Annotated in this window: 15 protein-coding genes, 1 other RNA gene and 1 pseudogene; all 17 read right to left on the bottom strand. The window is 26.7% G+C overall.

The annotated features are described in order from the left end of the window. Positions 1-15 precede the first annotated feature (15 nt). The 17 genes and pseudogenes from E5R92_RS06300 to E5R92_RS06220 all read right to left on the bottom strand — a co-directional run bounded on the left by E5R92_RS06300 (position 16) and on the right by E5R92_RS06220 (position 18,665). Positions 16-1,125 (bottom strand): cell division FtsA domain-containing protein, encoded by a 1,110-nt coding sequence (locus E5R92_RS06300; protein ID WP_168607237.1) that lies wholly within the window; start codon positions 1,123-1,125, stop codon positions 16-18. After that, positions 1,125-1,802: a cell division protein FtsQ/DivIB gene (locus E5R92_RS06295; RefSeq protein WP_168607236.1), complete on the bottom strand. Its 678-nt coding sequence runs from the start codon at positions 1,800-1,802 to the stop codon at positions 1,125-1,127. Before E5R92_RS06295 ends, E5R92_RS06300 begins: the two co-directional genes overlap by 1 nt. Further along, positions 1,783-2,697, bottom strand: a complete 915-nt coding sequence (locus E5R92_RS06290) for a D-alanine--D-alanine ligase (protein ID WP_168607235.1) — start codon at positions 2,695-2,697, stop codon at positions 1,783-1,785. The genes E5R92_RS06295 and E5R92_RS06290 overlap by 20 nt, the downstream gene beginning before the upstream one ends. Before the next feature lies 1 nt (position 2,698). Continuing rightward, positions 2,699-3,607: a UDP-N-acetylmuramate dehydrogenase gene (murB, locus tag E5R92_RS06285; protein WP_174823070.1), complete on the bottom strand. Its 909-nt coding sequence runs from the start codon at positions 3,605-3,607 to the stop codon at positions 2,699-2,701. After that, complete coding sequence (gene murC / locus E5R92_RS06280) at positions 3,604-5,001, bottom strand: UDP-N-acetylmuramate--L-alanine ligase (protein WP_168607233.1); 1,398 nt, start codon at positions 4,999-5,001, stop codon at positions 3,604-3,606. Before murC ends, murB begins: the two co-directional genes overlap by 4 nt. Further along, entirely contained in the window at positions 4,991-6,061 is a 1,071-nt protein-coding gene (locus E5R92_RS06275) for a UDP-N-acetylglucosamine--N-acetylmuramyl-(pentapeptide) pyrophosphoryl-undecaprenol N-acetylglucosamine transferase (protein WP_168607232.1), read from the bottom strand. Before E5R92_RS06275 ends, murC begins: the two co-directional genes overlap by 11 nt. Further along, the gene (locus E5R92_RS06270) at positions 6,062-7,186 is read right to left on the bottom strand and encodes an FtsW/RodA/SpoVE family cell cycle protein (protein WP_168607231.1); all 1,125 of its coding nucleotides are present in this window, start codon (positions 7,184-7,186) and stop codon (positions 6,062-6,064) included. Continuing rightward, a complete protein-coding gene (gene murD / locus E5R92_RS06265) occupies positions 7,183-8,478 on the bottom strand; it encodes a UDP-N-acetylmuramoyl-L-alanine--D-glutamate ligase (protein ID WP_168607230.1) in 1,296 nt (431 codons plus the stop codon). The genes E5R92_RS06270 and murD overlap by 4 nt, the downstream gene beginning before the upstream one ends. Continuing rightward, a pseudogene (mraY, locus tag E5R92_RS06260) lies at positions 8,478-9,562 on the bottom strand (phospho-N-acetylmuramoyl-pentapeptide-transferase). Before mraY ends, murD begins: the two are co-directional and overlap by 1 nt. Then, positions 9,552-12,398: a bifunctional UDP-N-acetylmuramoyl-L-alanyl-D-glutamate--2,6-diaminopimelate ligase MurE/UDP-N-acetylmuramoyl-tripeptide--D-alanyl-D-alanine ligase MurF gene (gene murF, locus E5R92_RS06255; RefSeq protein ID WP_168607229.1), complete on the bottom strand. Its 2,847-nt coding sequence runs from the start codon at positions 12,396-12,398 to the stop codon at positions 9,552-9,554. The pseudogene mraY and the gene murF overlap by 11 nt, the downstream one beginning before the upstream one ends. A 7-nt stretch (positions 12,399-12,405) precedes the next feature. Further along, positions 12,406-14,088, bottom strand: a complete 1,683-nt coding sequence (locus E5R92_RS06250) for a peptidoglycan D,D-transpeptidase FtsI family protein (protein ID WP_168607474.1) — start codon at positions 14,086-14,088, stop codon at positions 12,406-12,408. Continuing rightward, positions 14,075-14,383 (bottom strand): cell division protein FtsL, encoded by a 309-nt coding sequence (locus E5R92_RS06245; protein WP_168607228.1) that lies wholly within the window; start codon positions 14,381-14,383, stop codon positions 14,075-14,077. The genes E5R92_RS06250 and E5R92_RS06245 overlap by 14 nt, the downstream gene beginning before the upstream one ends. Next, entirely contained in the window at positions 14,380-15,390 is a 1,011-nt protein-coding gene (rsmH, locus tag E5R92_RS06240; RefSeq protein WP_168607227.1) for a 16S rRNA (cytosine(1402)-N(4))-methyltransferase RsmH, read from the bottom strand. The genes E5R92_RS06245 and rsmH overlap by 4 nt, the downstream gene beginning before the upstream one ends. A gap of 18 nt (positions 15,391-15,408) precedes the next feature. Next, positions 15,409-16,896 carry a cell division protein FtsZ gene (ftsZ, locus tag E5R92_RS06235; protein ID WP_168607226.1) on the bottom strand — a complete coding sequence of 496 codons (1,488 nt, stop codon included), beginning with the start codon at positions 16,894-16,896 and terminating at the stop codon, positions 15,409-15,411. Positions 16,897-16,898: 2 nt separating this feature from the next. Further along, positions 16,899-17,366 carry a division/cell wall cluster transcriptional repressor MraZ gene (mraZ, locus tag E5R92_RS06230; RefSeq protein ID WP_168607225.1) on the bottom strand — a complete coding sequence of 156 codons (468 nt, stop codon included), beginning with the start codon at positions 17,364-17,366 and terminating at the stop codon, positions 16,899-16,901. Positions 17,367-17,620: 254 nt separating this feature from the next. Continuing rightward, an RNA gene (gene rnpB / locus E5R92_RS06225) (RNase P RNA component class A) lies at positions 17,621-17,975 on the bottom strand. Between the two features lie 42 nt (positions 17,976-18,017). After that, positions 18,018-18,665 (bottom strand): N-acetylmuramoyl-L-alanine amidase, encoded by a 648-nt coding sequence (locus E5R92_RS06220; protein WP_229704518.1) that lies wholly within the window; start codon positions 18,663-18,665, stop codon positions 18,018-18,020. Positions 18,666-18,712: the final 47 nt, after the last annotated feature.

The following is an 18,712-nucleotide window of genomic DNA, read 5'->3' as shown; positions in this document are numbered from 1 at the left end:
CAAGAAAATACTAGTCTATTTGAAAAAGTGAAAAAGTTTTTCAAAAAAACCCTGTTTTATTTGTTTTTTTGGCACAACTACAACCTCTTGTTTGTCATATATTTTTCTTAGTTTGTAACCAGACTGACAAACATCTCCTAGAGTTTCCTCTAAAAAATCAATATCTTTAGCAAATGAAATTTTATCTTTAAATTTATTATCTAAAATTTTTGATCCTTCTCCCATCAGTATGATCTTAGATTGGGTTTTTATCTTCGTATTTGAGGCAAGAGATTTATCACATAATTCCAAAATTTCTTCTGTTCTAGCAAAAGCTATTTTTTGCAGCATTTCCAAAGAAAAACTTGGATTATCAGCTTGTGAGTTATTTTTTTCAAAATTTAATTTAAGTTTTTCCGCTTCGTTAATATCGATCTTTAAAAGTAGAGAAATATCTTTAGTAATATGATTTCCACCTATTGGCAAAGCGTCGAAAAAAATTAATTTATCATTGTAGAAAGAAATAATTGATGTTTTTTTAAAACCAATATCAATGAAGGACACCTCCCCCACTAAATCTAAATTATTTTTATAATTGATAGATTTTGCATAACTAGAACAAATTATTTGATTAATTGATATATTTAATTCTGAAAAAATATTTTTAAAGCTAAGCACTAGCTCACTTGGAAGGCAGATAAAAATAATATCAAGTGATATAAATTGGCAATCAATTTCATCTGGTAGCTCAGAATAATCAACATTATCAATTTTATAATTATTTATAATTATGTGTACAATATTATAATCTGAATAATATTTTTTTATTTGCTGTTTCGCTTCTTGAATTAAAAATAAAATATCATCTTGTCTTAATTTCAGTTCTTCAATTTTTTTAAATACAGAAATTGCAACAGAGATCATTTTTGAACTATCTACCATCAAATCTATATTATCAATATATTCGTTTGTGGATTTTTCTAATGATGCAACAATTTTTTGAATTTTTAATTTAAAATTCGATTGATCTGTATAAAAATTACTCTCAATAAAAAAAGGGTTGTTCGTACCTTCGTCATTAAATGTACCTGCTCTTATTTTTGAAAAGCCACAGTCAATTATTGTTTGAAATTTTTTATCACTCATTACTTAGTAACTAAATGATTTTTTACCCTCAAATCAATAAGTTTATTATCTTTAAAATTATCATTATCTATAAGCTTCTTAGATAAATTTAATGACGCTATAATATGTTCTTGTGGTAGCTTAATCAAAATATCGTTATCAGTTAAAATATCCCACCTTCCAGATGGAAAAAAATATAATGTTTTTAAATTTGAAAAAGAAAATATGGATTTTTCAATATTCTGTTTAAATGACAAAAAATTAAGAGAATTAAATTCACCAAAGATATATGGAAGTAATTCATTGTTATTTTTGTCTTCAATTAATTTGCCATTAGCACCTACTAGGTATTGACCATTATTAGAAACTCGAGCAATAAATTTAGTTGGTTTAATTTCAATATTAAGTGTTGATGGGTAAATTTTTTTTATACTAAACTCTTGTATAATATTATGTTTTTTTAAAATCTTTCTTATTTCATCTTCTCTAATGACAAATATACTTCTGTATAAAAGGTTATTAAGGTTATTTAAGATCTCTAAATTTTTTCTCTCAGAAAGACCTGTAATGTTTATTTTAGCTATTAATGAAGATAATTTTTTTTTATCGTTTATAAATTTTGCACTGGTAGTGCTTAAAATGAATAAAAATAATAAATAAATTATTATCTTATTTTTTTTACCTATTGATTGATGCATCTTTTAGAATCCATTCAATTAATTTTATAAAGCTTATACCCTTATATTTTGCTATCTCAGGGACCAAAGAAAGTTTAGTCATTCCCGGCTGAGTATTTATCTCTAGCAAATAAAATTTCCCATTAAAAAATTTAAAGTCTGATCTAGTAACACCTTTACAGCCTATAATTTTGTGAGCTTCTCTTGCTATGCCACTAATTTTAGCTAGATTATTTTTGCTCAAATCTACAGGAATTAGGTGCTTGGTCATAGCGTTTAAATTATATTTTGCCTCATAATCATAAAACTTTCTTTTAGGCTCAAGTTCAATTGCACCGAGTATTTTATTATCCATTATTGCAACTTGGATTTCTCTGCCTGGTATAAATTCCTCAATTAATATTTCATTATAGCCTCTTAAAGCTTTTAGATTTTTTATTATATTGGTCTTATCACAAATATACACATGAACGCTTGACCCTTCATTTATAGGTTTTGCTACTACAGGGAATTTTAAATTTTTTTCAATTAATTTTATAATATTAAATTTATTTTTTTTATGATTAAATTTAATATATTTTGGAGTTAGGATTTTTTTTTTTATAAAAATTTTTTTTGAAATTTCTTTATCCATTGCTATTGATGATGCAATTACACCTGAGTGTGTATATGGAATTTTTTTAGTCTCTAAAATTGCTTGAATGTATCCATCCTCACCAAATTGTCCGTGTAGTGCATTAAAAATAACATCTGGTTTAAATGAAGTAATATTCTTTGATAGATTTTTATCAGGCTCACTAATTAAAACTTTATATCCATTTTTGGTTAACTCTTTGGCAACTTGCTTTCCAGTATCTAAGCTAATTAACCGTTCCTTAGATATGCCACCAGATAATATTAAGATTTTTTTTTTCATTTTATTTTAAAATTTTAATTTCTTTTTCTAGTACTACTCCAGTTTTTTTTTCTACACTTGTCTTAACAAATTCAATTAATTTATTCATATCCTCAAAGCTAGCATTATTTTTATTTACAAAAAAATTATAGTGTTTATTTGAAATGTGAGCATCTCCAAAGCTTATATCTAGTGGTACAGAATCTTTTATCAACTCCCAAACCTTTTTATCAGTTTGATCAATTGGATTCTTGAATGTGCTACCACTTGTTTTTAATTTTGTTGGTTGTGCATTATCTTTCTTTTTCTTTAATTCTAAGACTTCTTTTTCAATTTCTTCTTTATTTTTTTTTGTTCCTTTAAACGATGCACTTAAAAAAATTAAGTCCTCTTTTAAATCATTGCTTCGGTATTTGAATATAACTTTACTCGCTGGTATTGTTAAAACCTGTCCATTTGTATCAATTGCTTGGATTGATACTAGCACATCTTTAAACTCTTTATTAAAACATCCAGCATTCATCTTTAATCCACCACCTATAGTACCAGGTATGCACGCTAAAAATTCAAATCCACCTATTCCATTATTCAGTGCAAAATCAGAAAGCTTTTTATCAGGGCAGGCACTGCCAGCTATGACGACATCATTTGGTAATATAGAGATATTGGAAAAATTTTTTCCTAACTTGATAACAACACCATCAAATTTTTCATCACTAATAAGAGTGTTTGAGCCCGCACCTAAAATATGTATTTTTTCTTTTTCTCCAAATTTTTTTAAAAACAAAATTAAGTCAGGCAAGCTATCTGGTCTAAAGTAAACTTTGGTTTGTCCACCAATATTAAACCAATTACTTTTTTTTAAATCATAGTCAAAGTCAATCTTACTACTAATTTCATTCGAAAATTTTCTTATTTCTTTAATGCTCATTTGATTAATTCTGGTAATTGTCTCATCCATGCTGAGATTGTACCAGCACCCATACCAACAACTATCTTTTTACCAAAAATAGTATTTTTAATAAATTTTGCTAGCTGGTACTGATCTTCAACCATAAACAATCGTACTTTTGAATTTTTAATAATATCTTTTGCAAAATTATTATATTTAAAACCTAATTTTATTTTTTCTCCAGCTGTATATATGGGGCATAATATTACAACATCAGCTTTTTTAAATGATAAGCTGAATTCTTTTTTAAGATCTTTTAATCTGGAAATTCTGTGCGGTTGAAATATGCAAATCACTTCTTCCTTTTTATAAGCAGCTCGCACACCGTTTAATACTTCTCTAATTTCAGTTGGATGATGGGCATAATCATCATAAAAATTAGTTTCTCTATATGTAAAAATTTTATTAAATCTTCTTTGAACACCCTTAAATTCATTTATTCCTTTTTTGATTATATTTTGTGATATTCCAATTGTTAATGCCACAGCTATTGCTGCAGTAGAGTTTCTAATATTATGAATTCCTAATAATGGTAATTTAATTTTTCTTATAGTTAAATTCTTTTTTCCGGGCAAATTTATAGCAAGATCATATTGAGAATATTCTTTTTCATGTTTTATATTTTTAATACAGAAATGTGATTTATGGTCAATTCCATATGTATAATAGTTCTTCATTTTTAATTTACTTAATAAATCTTTATTATTTTTGTCATCTATACAAATAAAACACTTCCCAAACGAAGGGACTTTATTGATAAATTTAATAAATAATTCTTTAAGATCTTTCATTGAATTATAAAAATCCATATGCTCACGATCAATATTTGTTACTATAGAATAAGTTGGTGGCACATGTATAAAGCTACCGTCTGACTCATCAGCTTCTAATATACACCAATCACTTTTACCTAGTTTTGCAGAATTTTTTATTGCATTAAGGACACCGCCGTTAATAATTGTAGGGTCTAATTTTGTCTTTGAAAATATTGAGGCTAATAGAGAAGTGGTTGTTGTTTTTCCATGTGAACCTGTAACAACTATATTTTTTGTTAAAGAGACTATATTTGCCAACATCTCTCCTCTTTTATAAATAGGTAATTGTTTTAGTTTGGCTTCAATTAATTCAGGGTTATTATTTTTAATAGCTGATGAGATGACAAGAATTGTTGCTTTTGCTATATTTTTTTTAGTATGGCTAATTGTAATTTTGATCTTATCTTTTTTTAATCTTTCAATATTCTTATTTGAAAGGACGTCGCTACCCTGGACATTAAAACCCATTCTTTTCATAATGAGTGCAAGGCCACTCATTCCAATACCCCCTATACCAACAAAATGTATAATTTCAGTTTTAGCTAATTCAATTTTCATTAATAACAGATATAATTTTCTGATTTATATTATTCCATGTGTTTTCATAGTTAAAATCTTTCATGTTCTTTTTTTTTGCAAGATATTCTTCTTTATTATCAATAATATTAATTAGTTTATTGAGTAATATTTTCTCATCTATTTCTTTTTGATTTAGCAACCAATTGAAGCCAAGTTTATTATAAAAATAAGCATTTTCGAATTGATGGTTATCTTTTGCTGTCGGCAAAGGTATTGCTAAATACGGAACCTCAGTAAAATTTAACTCAGCTAATGTTGATGCACCTGCTCTAGTGATGCATAAATCTGTTTTATGCATAAAATTTATAATATCATCATTAAAATTGAATAATTCACAATTAATATTGTTATTTTCATAAGTTTTTTTAAAACTTTCAAAGTTAATAGAACTAGTTTGTTGATAAATTTTTAGTTTATATTTTTTAGATAATTCAATAATTGCATTTTTAACTAAATCATCAAATATTTTAGCTCCTTGACTGCCACCTATTATAAGTAAATTAATTGTATCTAATGTGATATTACTATCCCTCTTATCATAAAAATTTTTTCTTAATAATGCTGGAATTACTTTAATTTTATTTTTAAGTTTAATGGGAAATTTTTTGACATTATTAGAATAACAAAATATTTTTTGACAGTAACTTATAAAGAATTTGTTTGATCTACCTAAAACCATATTTGGTTCAAATAACAGCAGCTTAATATTTAAAATTTTAGCACCTATGCATAGAGGTAGTGACATATATCCACCTGTCGAAATTAATATATTAATTTTATTTTTTCTTAAGAAAAAAATAGATTTAAAAATCAAAATTATCATTAAAAGAAAATTAAATAGCATTATTAATAAATTTTTTGAAATTGGCCTTACATTAAATATTTTTAAATTGTACTCATCTTTGTTTAAAAATTTGACACCCCTAATGTCAGATGTCATATAAACATCAAAATTATTCTCTAAGTGTTTATATATTATAGTTGCAGGTATAACATGGCCTCCTGATCCACCGGTGCTAATTAGTATTTTTTTATTCATCTAATCAATTTTTCTTTTTGTTAAATTTAAAATTATTCCAGATAATATAGAAACTCCTACAATTGAAGAGCCCCCATAACTTAAAAATGGTAATGTCATTCCCGTTGTGGGAAATAGTCTTATATTTACCCCAAGATGTATTAATGCTTGAAAAATTATTAGACTTATTGCTCCAGTTAGCACTAATTTAATTTTTTCACTTTTTCCTAAATAAATTTTTTTAAAAACAGAGTAAACAAAAAATAAAAATAAGATTAATAACAATATTATTGCAATAACACCAAACTCCTCAGAGATAACTGAAACTATATAATCAGTATGAGCCTCTGGAACTCTTGTTTTTAAGGTACCTTCTCCTATTCCTTTACCAAAGAACCCTCCACTGCTGATTGCCTCTATAGCCTTATCAGATTGAAAATTATGGGTTCCTGCATCAGGGTTAAAGAAAGATAGAATACGACTTTTTATATAAATAAATTTTGGGATAAAAAAAACCACATACAGCAACGTTAAAATAGCAAAACTTATAAATATTAAAATAAATAGTAGATTTATGCCAGATACGAAAACTAATATTGCCCAAGATAAAAATACCAACAACGTTTGACCGATGTCGGGCTGCATTATTAATAGTAAGCAAGTTGGAATAATAGCAATAATAGTCAATAAATACTTAATATAGATATTATAATTTTTTTCACTACACAAAATTGTTGCTACAAAAATAATTATAAATGGTTTTAGTAGTTCAATTGGTTGAAATTGAGGAAGAAAAAAAAAATTCAACCATCTTTTTGATCCTTTAACTTCAGTACCAAAAATTGGAACTAAAAATAATAGAAATAAAGTAACAAAAAAAAGATAAATAGAAATTCTAAAAAGATTCTTTTCACTTAAAGAAGAGAAAAATACTAAAGTTGCCAACCCAATAAAAATATAAGTCAGATGCTTAAAAAAGAAAAAATAATTATTTGTATCTAATTTATCAGAAGCAATTAATGAAGTTGAAACTAAAGAAAAAAATAAACCTAAACTAAATAAAAATATTATTAATAAAAAAATCGTTTTATCTATATTTTTCCACCAGTTATAATACATTGAGTTGAGCGAACTAATATTTATCATTTTATATATTTTTTTATAAGTTTATTAAAATGTTTTCCTCTTTCTTCAAAGTTTCTGAAACTATCAAATGATGCAGATGCCGGGCTAAAAAGAATTGTCTTTTTAATAAAATTATTTTCATTTTTAATATCTAAAAAAATTTTAGCCATTAAAGTTTTTAAATTTAAAAATGATTGAAATTCCATCTTATTTTTTAATTGATTAATAAAAAAATTTTGATTTTGCCCAAAAATGTATAACTTAATATTTTTACAATCATTTTTTTTAAGTAAAAATTTATCTCCCTTTTTAGGTAAACCACCCATTATCCAATAAATATTTTTTAATGATCTTAATAATTTATCTGATGAAGAAAAGCTTGTTGCTTTAGAATCGTTAATAACTTTTAAAAATTTAGAATTATGAATTATTTCTTGTCTAAAACTTAAACCTTTAAAACTTTTTAATGTTTTTAAAAGCAGGTTATTTTTCAAATTTAATAGCTTTGAAACCTTCAGTACAAATGTCAAATTTTCTTTATTACCATCTGTATCAAAATAATAATTATCAATTTTTTTAATAAACTTATCACTTGTATATTTTCCTATTTTCAGAATTGATGGTGCAAATTTTTTGTTCTTTAATTCTCTTTTAATGTAAAAATTTCTTGTATTTAAAATTGCAATATCATTTTTAGATTGATTTTTTATTAATTTAAATTTAGCACCTACATATTTGTTTATAGTCTTGTGTCTTTCAAGGTGATCTGGTGTAATATTTAAGATTATAGATATATTTGTCTTAAATAGCTTACTATATTCTAGTTGATAAGATGAAGCCTCAATTACAAATATAGTGTCTTTTTTGATCTTTTTTTCCAGTAAAATTGGATTACCTATGTTGCCAACTAAACGAACATCTTTTTTTTGATCTTTTAATATATCGTACAAAAGCTTAGCAGTAGTTGATTTTCCATTTGTACCTGTAATAGTTATTTTTTGATTAAAAGCATATCGACTATAAAAAATGTCTAAATCTGTATAGATTTTTTTATGATTTTTTTTTAAAAATCTACTTAATTTGCAATTATTAATGTCTATACCTGGACTAATTATAATATAGTCAAATTCTTTTTTAGTTATTTCTTTATATGTTGTGTTGGAATCTTTGATTTTTTTTTTAGCAATTATTTGATCATCAAATAAACTAATAGCATTACTTTTTTTTAAAAAACTATAAGTGGATAGACCACTTTTACCTAGACCATAAATCAATATTCTTTTTTTTAAAAAGTTTTTTTCTAGATTTAACATTATCTAAGTTTTAATGTCGCTAATCCAATCATTGCTAAAATTATTGATATAATCCAAAATCTAATTACAACTGTTGATTCTGCCCAACCTTTTTTTTCAAAATGATGGTGTATAGGTGCCATTCTAAAAATTCTTTTACCTGTTAATTTGAATGAAAATACTTGAATTATAACTGACACAGCTTCTAGTACAAATAACCCACCTGTTATTGCTAAAACAATCTCATGTTTAGTAATAATACCAATTGCCCCTAAAGATCCACCTAATGCTAATGAGCCAGTATCACCCATAAATATTTTAGCAGGTGGTGCATTAAACCATAAAAATCCTAAACAAGCTCCTATGATTGATCCACAAAAAACTGAGACTTCTCCCATACCTACAAGATAGGGAATATTTAAATATTCTGAAAATACAATATTACCAGTTACGTAGCTAATAAATGCAAAACATGCTGCCACTAATATCACCGGCACTGTTGCTAAGCCATCTAAACCATCTGTTAAATTAACTGCATTGGAGGATCCAACAATTATAAAAATAGAAAATGGAATAAAAAACCAGCCAAGATTAATAATTAAATTTTTAAAAAAAGGAAAATATAAGTTTGTAAGTTCAATATTTTGAGATAATTGAGTTAAACCAAAAATTCCAACAAAGGCTATTAAAATTTGAGAAATAATTTTAAATTTAAATGAAACACCGGATGAATTTTTAAACTTAATTTTTTTATAATCATCATATGCACCTAATAGCCCAAATCCTGTAACAATAAATAACAAAAACCATATATGATAATTTGATAGATCACCCCAAAGTAATATTCCTGAAAATAGTCCAAGTAAAATTAAAACACCCCCATTGTTGGTGTTCCAATTTTCTTAACTATATGTTCAGTAGGACCATCATCTCTTATTGGATTTAAGATTTTTCTTGCTGAAAAAAATTTAATAAAAGGAGTGCCTATTAATAAAACCACAAACATTGATGTAAACATTGCAAGCCCCGTTCTAAATGTTAAATACTTAAATACATTTAGAAAACTATATTGGTCAATTAATTGAGTAATGAGACTATAAAGCATTAAACTTACCAGTTTTTAATTTTTTAACTAGATTGTTAAGTCCAGTAGAGTTTGAACCCTTAATCATTAAATAATCATTATTATTTAAATCATTTTTTATCAAATCAATTATTTTAGAATTATCTTTCAAAGTAACCCCTCTACGGTGTTTATCAAGGTTTTTATAAGTATATAAAATATGTTTGCCCATTACATTAATATTTTTAAGAGAAGTTTTATTAATATCTTTACCAATCTCTAAGTGTAGCTTCTTTGAATAATTTCCTAACTCCAGCATATCACCCAGTATTAATTTTTTTTTAGTGTTATCAATTTTTAATTCATCAAAATTTTTTATAGCAGATTTTAATGATAAAGGATTAGAGTTATAGCTTTCGTCTACAATAAAAATACTTTTTTTATTTAATCTTATTTTTATTATATCTCCTCGGCCTTTTGTTATCTCATAATCAAAAAATATATTTTTATCTAATTTTCGTGTATCTTTATAAATTGATATAATTGCAATTGCCGCTAATAAGTTTTTTAAATTATTTTCAAAAATTGATCTTACATAAAAATAAGTTTGTTTTTTATTAATATTTACAAATATCTTATATTTAGATTTTTCTTTAACTATTTTTTTTAAAAAAATATCTGCTGATTTATTTTTTAAACCAAATGAAAGAATATTTATCTTTTTTTTCTTAGCAATCTTTTTATGTAAATTATAAAATTTATCATCTTTGTTTAAAACAAGAAATCCATTAATTTTTATATTATTAATAATTTCTGACTTTGCTAGTGCTACTTGATGAATGTTTTTAAAATTCTTAATATGTGCATAGGAAATATTTGTAATAACACCAACATCAGGTTTAATAATTTTTGATAAATAATCAATCTCACCTTTTTTATCCATTCCAATTTCAAAAACACCAAATTCATCATTTTCTCTTAGATTAAATAAACTTAACGGTACTCCAAATTTATTATTAAAAGATTTTGGTGAATAAGTTACATTACTAATCTTGCTTAAAGTTTTTCCTAACAATTCTTTAAGGGAAGTTTTTCCGCAACTACCCGTTATAGATATAATTTTACTAGATAAATTTTCTCTTAGTTTTAATGAGGCCTCTGTTAAAAGCTGCAACGTATTATCTACTATAATTTTTTTTTTAGATTTTTTTTGATTGTTAGCTATTATTAATGATGCACCATTTTGGAAGGCTTCGTTAACATATGAATTTCCATCTTTATTATTTCCTTTTATTGCAAAGAATATGTCATTTTTATTTATTGTTTTAGAATTAATTGATGCATTGTTTATTTTTATATTTGAATTAATTTGTGGAGAGTTGCTAATCTCTTTTAAAATATTTATTTTAAGATTAGTTGAAAGAATTTTATTTTTTAATTTAATATTGTGTAGTATTTCCAACCTGTCAGAAAATTTATTTACAAACTTTCCATAATCTTGCATCTGTTCATGACCTTTGCCTGCAATAACTAGAATATCACCAGTATTTAAATCAGATATAGCCTTATGAATAGCCTTAGACCTACTTGCAATCTCAAAAATTTTTGATTTATCAATGGTTTTTTTAATAGCTAATCTTATTTTTTGTGGATTTTCATTTCTTGGATTATCGTCAGTTAAATAAACTCTGTCACAGTATTGATTGGCTATTTTTCCCATCATGGGTCTTTTGTCTTTATCTCTATTACCACCACATCCAAATACAATGAAAATTCTTTTATTTTCAAATTGTTCTTTCAAATTAGACAAACAAGCATTTAATGCATCAGGTGTATGAGCATAATCTAAAATAACTTTTGATTTATTTTTTAAAGTTCCAATTTTTTCAAATCTACCACTTACTGATTTTACACTTGAAGCCAATTTCACTATTTTATCAAATTTTAAATTACTTTTTTTAGCAGCAAGCATTGCCATGAATAAGTTTTTTAATTGAATTCTACCAATTAAATCTGTCTGCAATTTATAATTTTTTTGATTGTGTGTAATTTCAATTATTTGTTTATCATCTTTAAATTTATGTGAATAAATGTCTATTCCATTATTACTTTTTGATAAAACCTGAAGATTAAATTTATTATTTAGTGATATTTTTTTTAAATTTTTATATTCTGGAATTTGACTATCGGTAATGATGCTTCCTCTAGGTTTCAATAGTTTCTCAAATAGATATAATTTTGATTTAAGATAATCATTAAATGTTTTGTGATAATCTAAATGATCATGAGATAAATTTGTAAAAATTGCAGTATTAAATTTCAAGCCATCAAGTCTATTTTGCTTTAGTCCATGACTAGAAGCTTCCAATATAACATTGTCAATTCTTTGTTTTTTTAAATCATTTAATATTTTGCTTAATCCAATTGGATCTAATGTGGTATTAGAAACATTCTTTAAATTATTTTTTGTCCTAATTCCTAATGTTCCAATAGAAGCTACTTTTTTATTACTTAAGTTCAGTAGTTGAAAATAAAAATCTGCAATTGATGATTTTCCATTTGTTCCTGTTACAGCAATTAAATTTTTGGGTTTATTTTTTGTTATTTTATACGATAATTCTGATAATAATTTTCTAACATTTTTTGATCTTAAAAATAATACCTTATTTTTTATGCCTTCAAATTTTTGTTCAGAAATAATTATTTTTGCACCTTTTATAATTGCATGATCAATGAATTTATTTCCATCTGATTTTGTCCCTTTAATTGCAAAAAAAATATAATCCTTTTTACAATCTGCACTATTAAAACTAAGGCCAGCAAACCGATGATTTCGAACTTCTTTTTTAATATTTTTAAGAAAACTACCTATCAACATATAAATTTTAATTTTCTATATATTTTGTGGCTAGAATAGGACCAATTTTTTCTATCATTTTTCCTGCTACCTCAACAGATGTCCAGCCTGCTGTATTAAATGGTGTTCCTTTATATGAACCTTTTTTATTTTTATATTCATATACGTAATCTGATGATGTTTTCGGCTCATCGAGTAGAACTATCAGTACATATTTGGGTTTAGAGGTAGGAAAAATACCCGCAAATGTATTAACTTTTGCTTTAGAATAGCCGCCTACTATTGTTTTTTGAGCAGTTCCTGTTTTTCCACCAACTTCATAACCTTTAATGTTTACAAGCCCCGCTGTACCTTCTGTAGTAGTTACAATTTTTCTGAGTATCAGGTTTATTTTTTCTGAAATACCAGCTTTGATTATTCTTTTTTTTTGCTGATTATTTCTTAACTCACTTTTTATTAAGCTGGGTTCAACAGCAAAACCACCGTTTGAAATTATTGCATAAGCTTTTGCTAGCTGTAGTGGAGTTGTAGTTATTCCATGCCCAAAAGACACGGTCGCTAGTTTACATTTTCCCCACCTAAATGGAATAGGCTCTCCAACTTCCTCTATGTCAAAATTTATTTTACTTAGGATTCCAATTTTTTCTAAAAAAGCTTTTAATTTAACAATTTCTAATTTTTGTCCAATTCTTACAGAACCTATGTTTCCAGACCTGATTAAAATTTGTTCTACAGTAAGATTGGATGGTATTTCATTGTCATATTCAGATATACTACTTTTTCCACATTGTAATCTTTTTTCTAAATTTAAAAATTCTGTGTCAGTATTAATTAAACCTTCCTCTAATCCAGCTGCTACTGTAAAAGTTTTAAATACTGAGCCTAATTCAAATACTCCTTTTGTTGCTCTATTAATAAAATTGACATCCACTATCTTCTCTCTTTTATTGAGATCAAAATCTGGATAAGAAACCATAGATATAATTTCTCCATTATTAACATTCATCAAAATTGCAGTACTACCTTTGCTTCTAAATATAGATTGAAACTTTACTAATTCTTCTCTAATTAAAAATTGTATGTCAGTATCTACTGTTAATTTAAGTGGTTCGCTTGTTTGTTTTAATTTTTCATTAAAAGATTTTTCAAGTCCTGATATACCTTTATTGTCATCATCTATTTGACCAATAATATGACTAAAGAGGTTTTTTTGAGGATAAATTCTAGTTAGTTTTTCTTCTGATTTAATCGATTTATCTCCTAGTAGCATGATTTTTTCATAGTTTTCAGAAGATATTTTTTTTTCAAAATAAAAGAATTTATTTTTTTTAAGTTTTTTTATGACTTCAGCATAGTCTTTATTGGGGAATATTAACTGTAGATTAATTAAGAGTTTTTTTTTATCAATTACCTCAATAGGGTTAATACCAATATCTATCGACTTAACTGTTTTAACTAAATAATTTCCATTTCTATCAAGTATGTCTGCTCTATGGTTTTTATTTTCAGTTAAGAATTTCTTGCTATCTTCGGTTTTTAAGGAGCCTAAATGAAGCAATTGTATTGAATAAATTACTGAAATCATTAAGAAAACAAAAAAAATAAAAGCTATTCTATTAAACTGTATATCTAAATTAGTTTTACTTTTTTTATATGAAAATTCATTTTCATATTCTTCTAAAATAATATTTTTTTTATTATTCATTACTATACTTGCTGATTAAGTTGTTTATTTCTAAAGTTTCATTGTTTTCAATGATTTCTTTAATATTTGTAATTTCAATTTTAATTAAGTCTTTTTCAAAATATTGTGTCTGATACTGAACTAATTTTTCAGGAGAACTCAAATAATTAAACTCAAGCAGCACATCTTCACGTTCCGCTTTTAAAGGTCTTATATTTTCTTTGATTGCAAAAATTTGATCTTCTATTTCTTTTGTGGAATTTTTAACCAGTGATGTGATTAATATTAATACAAAAATAACAGTTAACACTAATTGTTTCATAGTTTTTTTGACAAATTCTCAATATCAATTAAATGTTTAAATTTATTCAAGATATCTGTTTCAAAGTCAAAAAAGTCTTCTTTTTTAATTACATAACGTAACTTGGCCGATCTAGAGGGTGGATTTTCTCTAATTTCTTTGTCACTTGGTATTATTGGCTTTTTTATAACAGACTTAAATAGATTTAATTTTTCTTCAGTTTTTGGCATATGTCTTGAGACACTTTTATTTTCAGACAAACTTTTAAAAAAGTATTTAACAATTTTATCTTCTAGAGAATGAAATGTTACAACTGCAATAACACCATCTTTTTTAACAACTTTAGCGGCATTAATTAATCCATAAATTAGTTCACTAATTTCTTTATTTACAAATATTCTTAATGCTTGGAAAACTTTAGTTGCACTATGTGTCTTATAATTTCTTTTTCTTTTTGAAGACTCTATAATTCTAACTAACTCTTCTGTTGTTATTTCTCTTTTGGATCTATCTTCAACAATATTGTGTGCTATTCTTTTACTATCTAATTCATCACCAAAATATTTAAATATCTTTGTAAGTTCTTTTTCATCTAATTGATTAATTGCTTCTTTTGCTGAAAAATCATTCATACCCATTTTCATATTAAGTTCACCTACAGTATCAAATGAAAGACCTTTTTTTGGGTCTTTAATCTGATTCAATGAGTACCCTAAATCAAAAATTACAGCTTTGATATTTTCATCCTTTAACTTTAGATTATTTAATTGACTAAATTTAATATTTTTAAATAACAGCCTATCTTCAAAACTATTTTGAAGTTCTTGAGCTTTTTTATAACTCTCAGAATCTCTATCTAATGCAATTACTTTTGTTGCTGGGAAATTTAGTATTTTTTTTGTGTATCCGCCTTGACCGAAAGTACAGTCAATAAATGTGCCACCATATTGAGGGGTAATTATGCTAATTATTTCACTTAGCAATACCGGATAATGATTTCTCACATCTGGTATTATGGTGGCTATCATTTATTTTTTTGAGGACCATTAATTCTTTTGTCTTCTTAAAAATGCTGGTATTTCTAGATCATCATCTTCTGGGGTATTTTCGGAAGTTTCATTTAATAAAAATCCTTCTGCCTCTGAAGTTGCACTATCCGAGCTAAATAGATCTGGCGCATCTTCACCTTCTACGACAAAGTTTTCAAGTCCATTAGAAATATGCTGTTCCTCTATTGGGCTATTTTCTTCAAGCTGTGCAGTTGTAAGTGCTTCCTCCGAAAAAGATTGTTCATAATCATTTGATTGATTATTTTCAACAATACTTTCAACTTCTTGATTGGTAGCAGTTTGCTCATTCATCATTTCTGATGATGTAGTGTTTGTAGCTGGCTCTACAATTATTTCATTTTCTAACTTTAATGCGTTTGCTCCATGCGAAATAGGGCTAGTCATCGTAGGTGAAAAGTTAAATGATTGAGCAGAATTAATACTGTTAAAATCTGAATAACCAGGATTTCTATTTTGTATTCTGTGAACCATGTTGATTACAGATTTACTTTCTGGTTGTTGACCATCTAATGCTGTTGCAACAATTGATACTCTGATTTTTCCATCAAGGTCACCAGATGTAATGGCACCAATAATTACTTCAGCTTCTGGATCTACTTCAGCTCTTATTTTGTTAACAACTTCATCAACTTCAAAAAGTTTAAGATCCTTACCACCAGTAATATTTACTAATAATCCTTTTGCACCTTTTAATGTATAGTCATCAATTAATGGATTGCTAATTGCCATATCTGTTGCTTTAGATGCTCTATCTTCTCCTTCAGCTTCACCAGTTCCCATCATTGCTTTACCCATTGAAGCCATTACAGTTTCAACATCAGCAAAATCTAGATTAACAATACCTGGTCTAACCATTAGATCAGTTACACTTTGTACACCTTGCATTAAAACATTGTTTGAAAGATTAAATGATTCTTCAAATGTAGTTTGTTCGTTCGCAACCTTAAACAGATTTTGATTTGGAATTACAATAATTGTGTCTACATGTTTTCTTAATTCTTCAAGACCTATCTGAGCTCTTCTCATTCTTGATGGTCCTTCATATAAGAAAGGAAGTGTTACAACACCTACTGTTAAAATATTTAATTCTTTAGCAGCTCTTGCGATAACGTGTGCGGCACCCGTTCCAGTTCCACCACCCATACCAGCAGTTATAAAAACCATGTTTGCACCCTGAAGTGTATTTACAATTTCATTTAAAGATTCATCTGCAGCTGCTTGACCAATGTCATGCTTCGCTCCAGCACCTAAGCCTTTCGTTAAATTTAGACCAATTTGAATTCTTGCTTTAGCTTTACTTGACTTTAAATCTTGGGCATCTGTATTTACTGCTATGAACTCTACTCCTTGAAGTCCACTATCAATCATTTCATTAAGTGCGTTTCCGCCTGCACCGCCAACTCCTACAACTAATAATCTTGGTTGTAATTCTTTTATTTCTGGTGATTTAAAGTTAATTGTCATTTTTATTTCCCCTCATTGTTATTAAAATGTTTTTCCCATTTAAGACTTGCACGGTTTAGATTTGCTTTTTTTCTTGCATTGATCTTAAATTTTTCAAATGCTGCTGGTTCCCATATTTGGAATGTCTGACCCTGGCCAACAAATAGCATGCTGTTTTTTATTTTTGCATGTTTTAATAATTTTGTTGATAATGAAATTCTACCTTCACTATCAAATTGTAAATTCATACTCTCAGATAAAATTGATGTTGCAAAATAGTCTCTTTTTTCTTCAAATGGACTTAATGAATCTATACTTGCAGAAAGTTTTTCAATTCTATCTTGTGAACAGGCTTCTATAGACTGATTATTAAATGAGGGATAACAGATAACACCGTTGTATCCTAAGTTAGAAAGATGAGATCTAAAATTAGCAGGCACAGATACTCTCCCCTTTTTGTCTATTTTGTTCTCGTAAGTAGATAAAAACATATTTTTTATATTTCATAAATTCCTTATTTGGGAATATATGGGACAATATGGGTTTTTATACATAGAGTCAATATGTTCATTTTAGGCTTATTTGACGATGATTGTGAATACTTTTACCTATCTACATTAAGTATAAAATCAATTTTTAGTTTCACCTCAATACAATTCTAAGACTAAGAATAAGAACAGAAATGATTCAATTGTGAATCAAAAGGTGAACATCTAAATTTAATTAAAATTGAACTGTAGATAAGTTTGCTAGATAAACTATAAGCCGGGTTCTGTCATTTAAATCTATCATTTCTCTAGGCTTAAGATCACTCTTAAGCTCAAGCAACTAACCCTGATGACTAGCCAAAGACGGCTTTTAGTTTTGCAACAATGTCATCTCTACTTAGTCTTGCTCCCAGTGGGGTTTTCCAGCGTTCATTGTTACCAATAGAACCGGTGCGCTCTTACCACACCTTTTCACCCTTGCCATGTTATGGCGGTATATTTTCTGTGGCACTATCCCTAGGGTTTCCCCCGCCAGGTATTATCTGGCACTGTGTCTTTGCGGAGCCCGGACTTTCCTCTTTAATAAATTAAAGTGATAAATCGTTCATCTAGCAGATGCAATTTATTACTAAACTATAGAACTTCAAGAAAAATTTAATTATGTGAATTAATTAGATTTTTACTAATAATCAGGCATTCTTGATCAATCTTATCATCAATTAACTCTTGCCTAAACCTTCTTTGAAAATTTTTTGTCAATTCTCTTAAATATTTATTCTTATCCTTATCTTTTGGATATTCTTTTGAATATCCAATCTTAAATAAGTTATTGAAAAAAATATTTTCTTCTATCTTGCTTATTTTTAGTTGCCTTTTGCCTGTCAACTCTTGCTTACTTAATGTATGCCATATACCTATTCTATTTTTAGACAAATATTTCCATGGAAATTTTTCACCTGGGTCTTTTTTTCTTAGTACTGCTATGTCTGAGTGTCCTAAAATATTTTTAGATCTAATCTTATATTTTTTTATTAAAAACTTACTTAACTTTAAAAGAGAAGTAATTTGTTTTTTTGTAAATTTTTTATAACCATGCTTGTGTCCTAGGTTGGTAATTTCAATTCCAATAGAACTTTGGTTTAAAGACTTATAATTTTTCCAAGAAGATTTTCCAGCGTGCCATGCAATGTATAAATCAGGTACCATTTTTACAATTTCTCCATTATTTTTAATCAAATAATGGCAGCTAACCTCAGATTGTATATCTGTCAGCTTTTTTAAAGCATCAGATTCGCTTTTCATTCCCGTATAATGAAAGATTATAAATTTGATTTTCTTAGAATTTCTTT

It is taken from the genome of Candidatus Pelagibacter giovannonii, from assembly GCF_012276695.1.
Taxonomy (GTDB): Bacteria; Pseudomonadota; Alphaproteobacteria; order Pelagibacterales; family Pelagibacteraceae; genus Pelagibacter; species Pelagibacter giovannonii.
This window is presented reverse-complemented; position numbering and strand designations above follow the sequence as displayed.

Bases quoted from the DNA above. Each gene is read 5' to 3' on its own strand.
- ftsZ (WP_168607226.1), bottom strand. From the start codon at position 16,896: ATGACAATTAACTTTAAATCACCAGAAATAAAAGAATTACAACCAAGA.
- murF (WP_168607229.1), bottom strand. From the start codon at position 12,398: ATGTTGATAGGTAGTTTTCTTAAAAATATTAAAAAAGAAGTTCGAAAT.
- E5R92_RS06220 (WP_229704518.1), bottom strand. From the start codon at position 18,665: ATGAAAAGCGAATCTGATGCTTTAAAAAAGCTGACAGATATACAATCT.
- murB (WP_174823070.1), bottom strand. From the start codon at position 3,607: ATGAGCATTAAAGAAATAAGAAAATTTTCGAATGAAATTAGTAGTAAG.
- E5R92_RS06300 (WP_168607237.1), bottom strand. From the start codon at position 1,125: ATGAGTGATAAAAAATTTCAAACAATAATTGACTGTGGCTTTTCAAAA.
- E5R92_RS06245 (WP_168607228.1), bottom strand. From the start codon at position 14,383: ATGAAACAATTAGTGTTAACTGTTATTTTTGTATTAATATTAATCACA.
- E5R92_RS06275 (WP_168607232.1), bottom strand. From the start codon at position 6,061: ATGAATAAAAAAATACTAATTAGCACCGGTGGATCAGGAGGCCATGTT.
- mraZ (WP_168607225.1), bottom strand. From the start codon at position 17,366: ATGTTTTTATCTACTTACGAGAACAAAATAGACAAAAAGGGGAGAGTA.
- rsmH (WP_168607227.1), bottom strand. From the start codon at position 15,390: ATGATAGCCACCATAATACCAGATGTGAGAAATCATTATCCGGTATTG.
- E5R92_RS06270 (WP_168607231.1), bottom strand. From the start codon at position 7,186: ATGATAAATATTAGTTCGCTCAACTCAATGTATTATAACTGGTGGAAA.
- E5R92_RS06295 (WP_168607236.1), bottom strand. From the start codon at position 1,802: ATGCATCAATCAATAGGTAAAAAAAATAAGATAATAATTTATTTATTA.
- murC (WP_168607233.1), bottom strand. From the start codon at position 5,001: ATGAAAATTGAATTAGCTAAAACTGAAATTATACATTTTGTTGGTATA.
- murD (WP_168607230.1), bottom strand. From the start codon at position 8,478: ATGTTAAATCTAGAAAAAAACTTTTTAAAAAAAAGAATATTGATTTAT.
- E5R92_RS06290 (WP_168607235.1), bottom strand. From the start codon at position 2,697: ATGAAAAAAAAAATCTTAATATTATCTGGTGGCATATCTAAGGAACGG.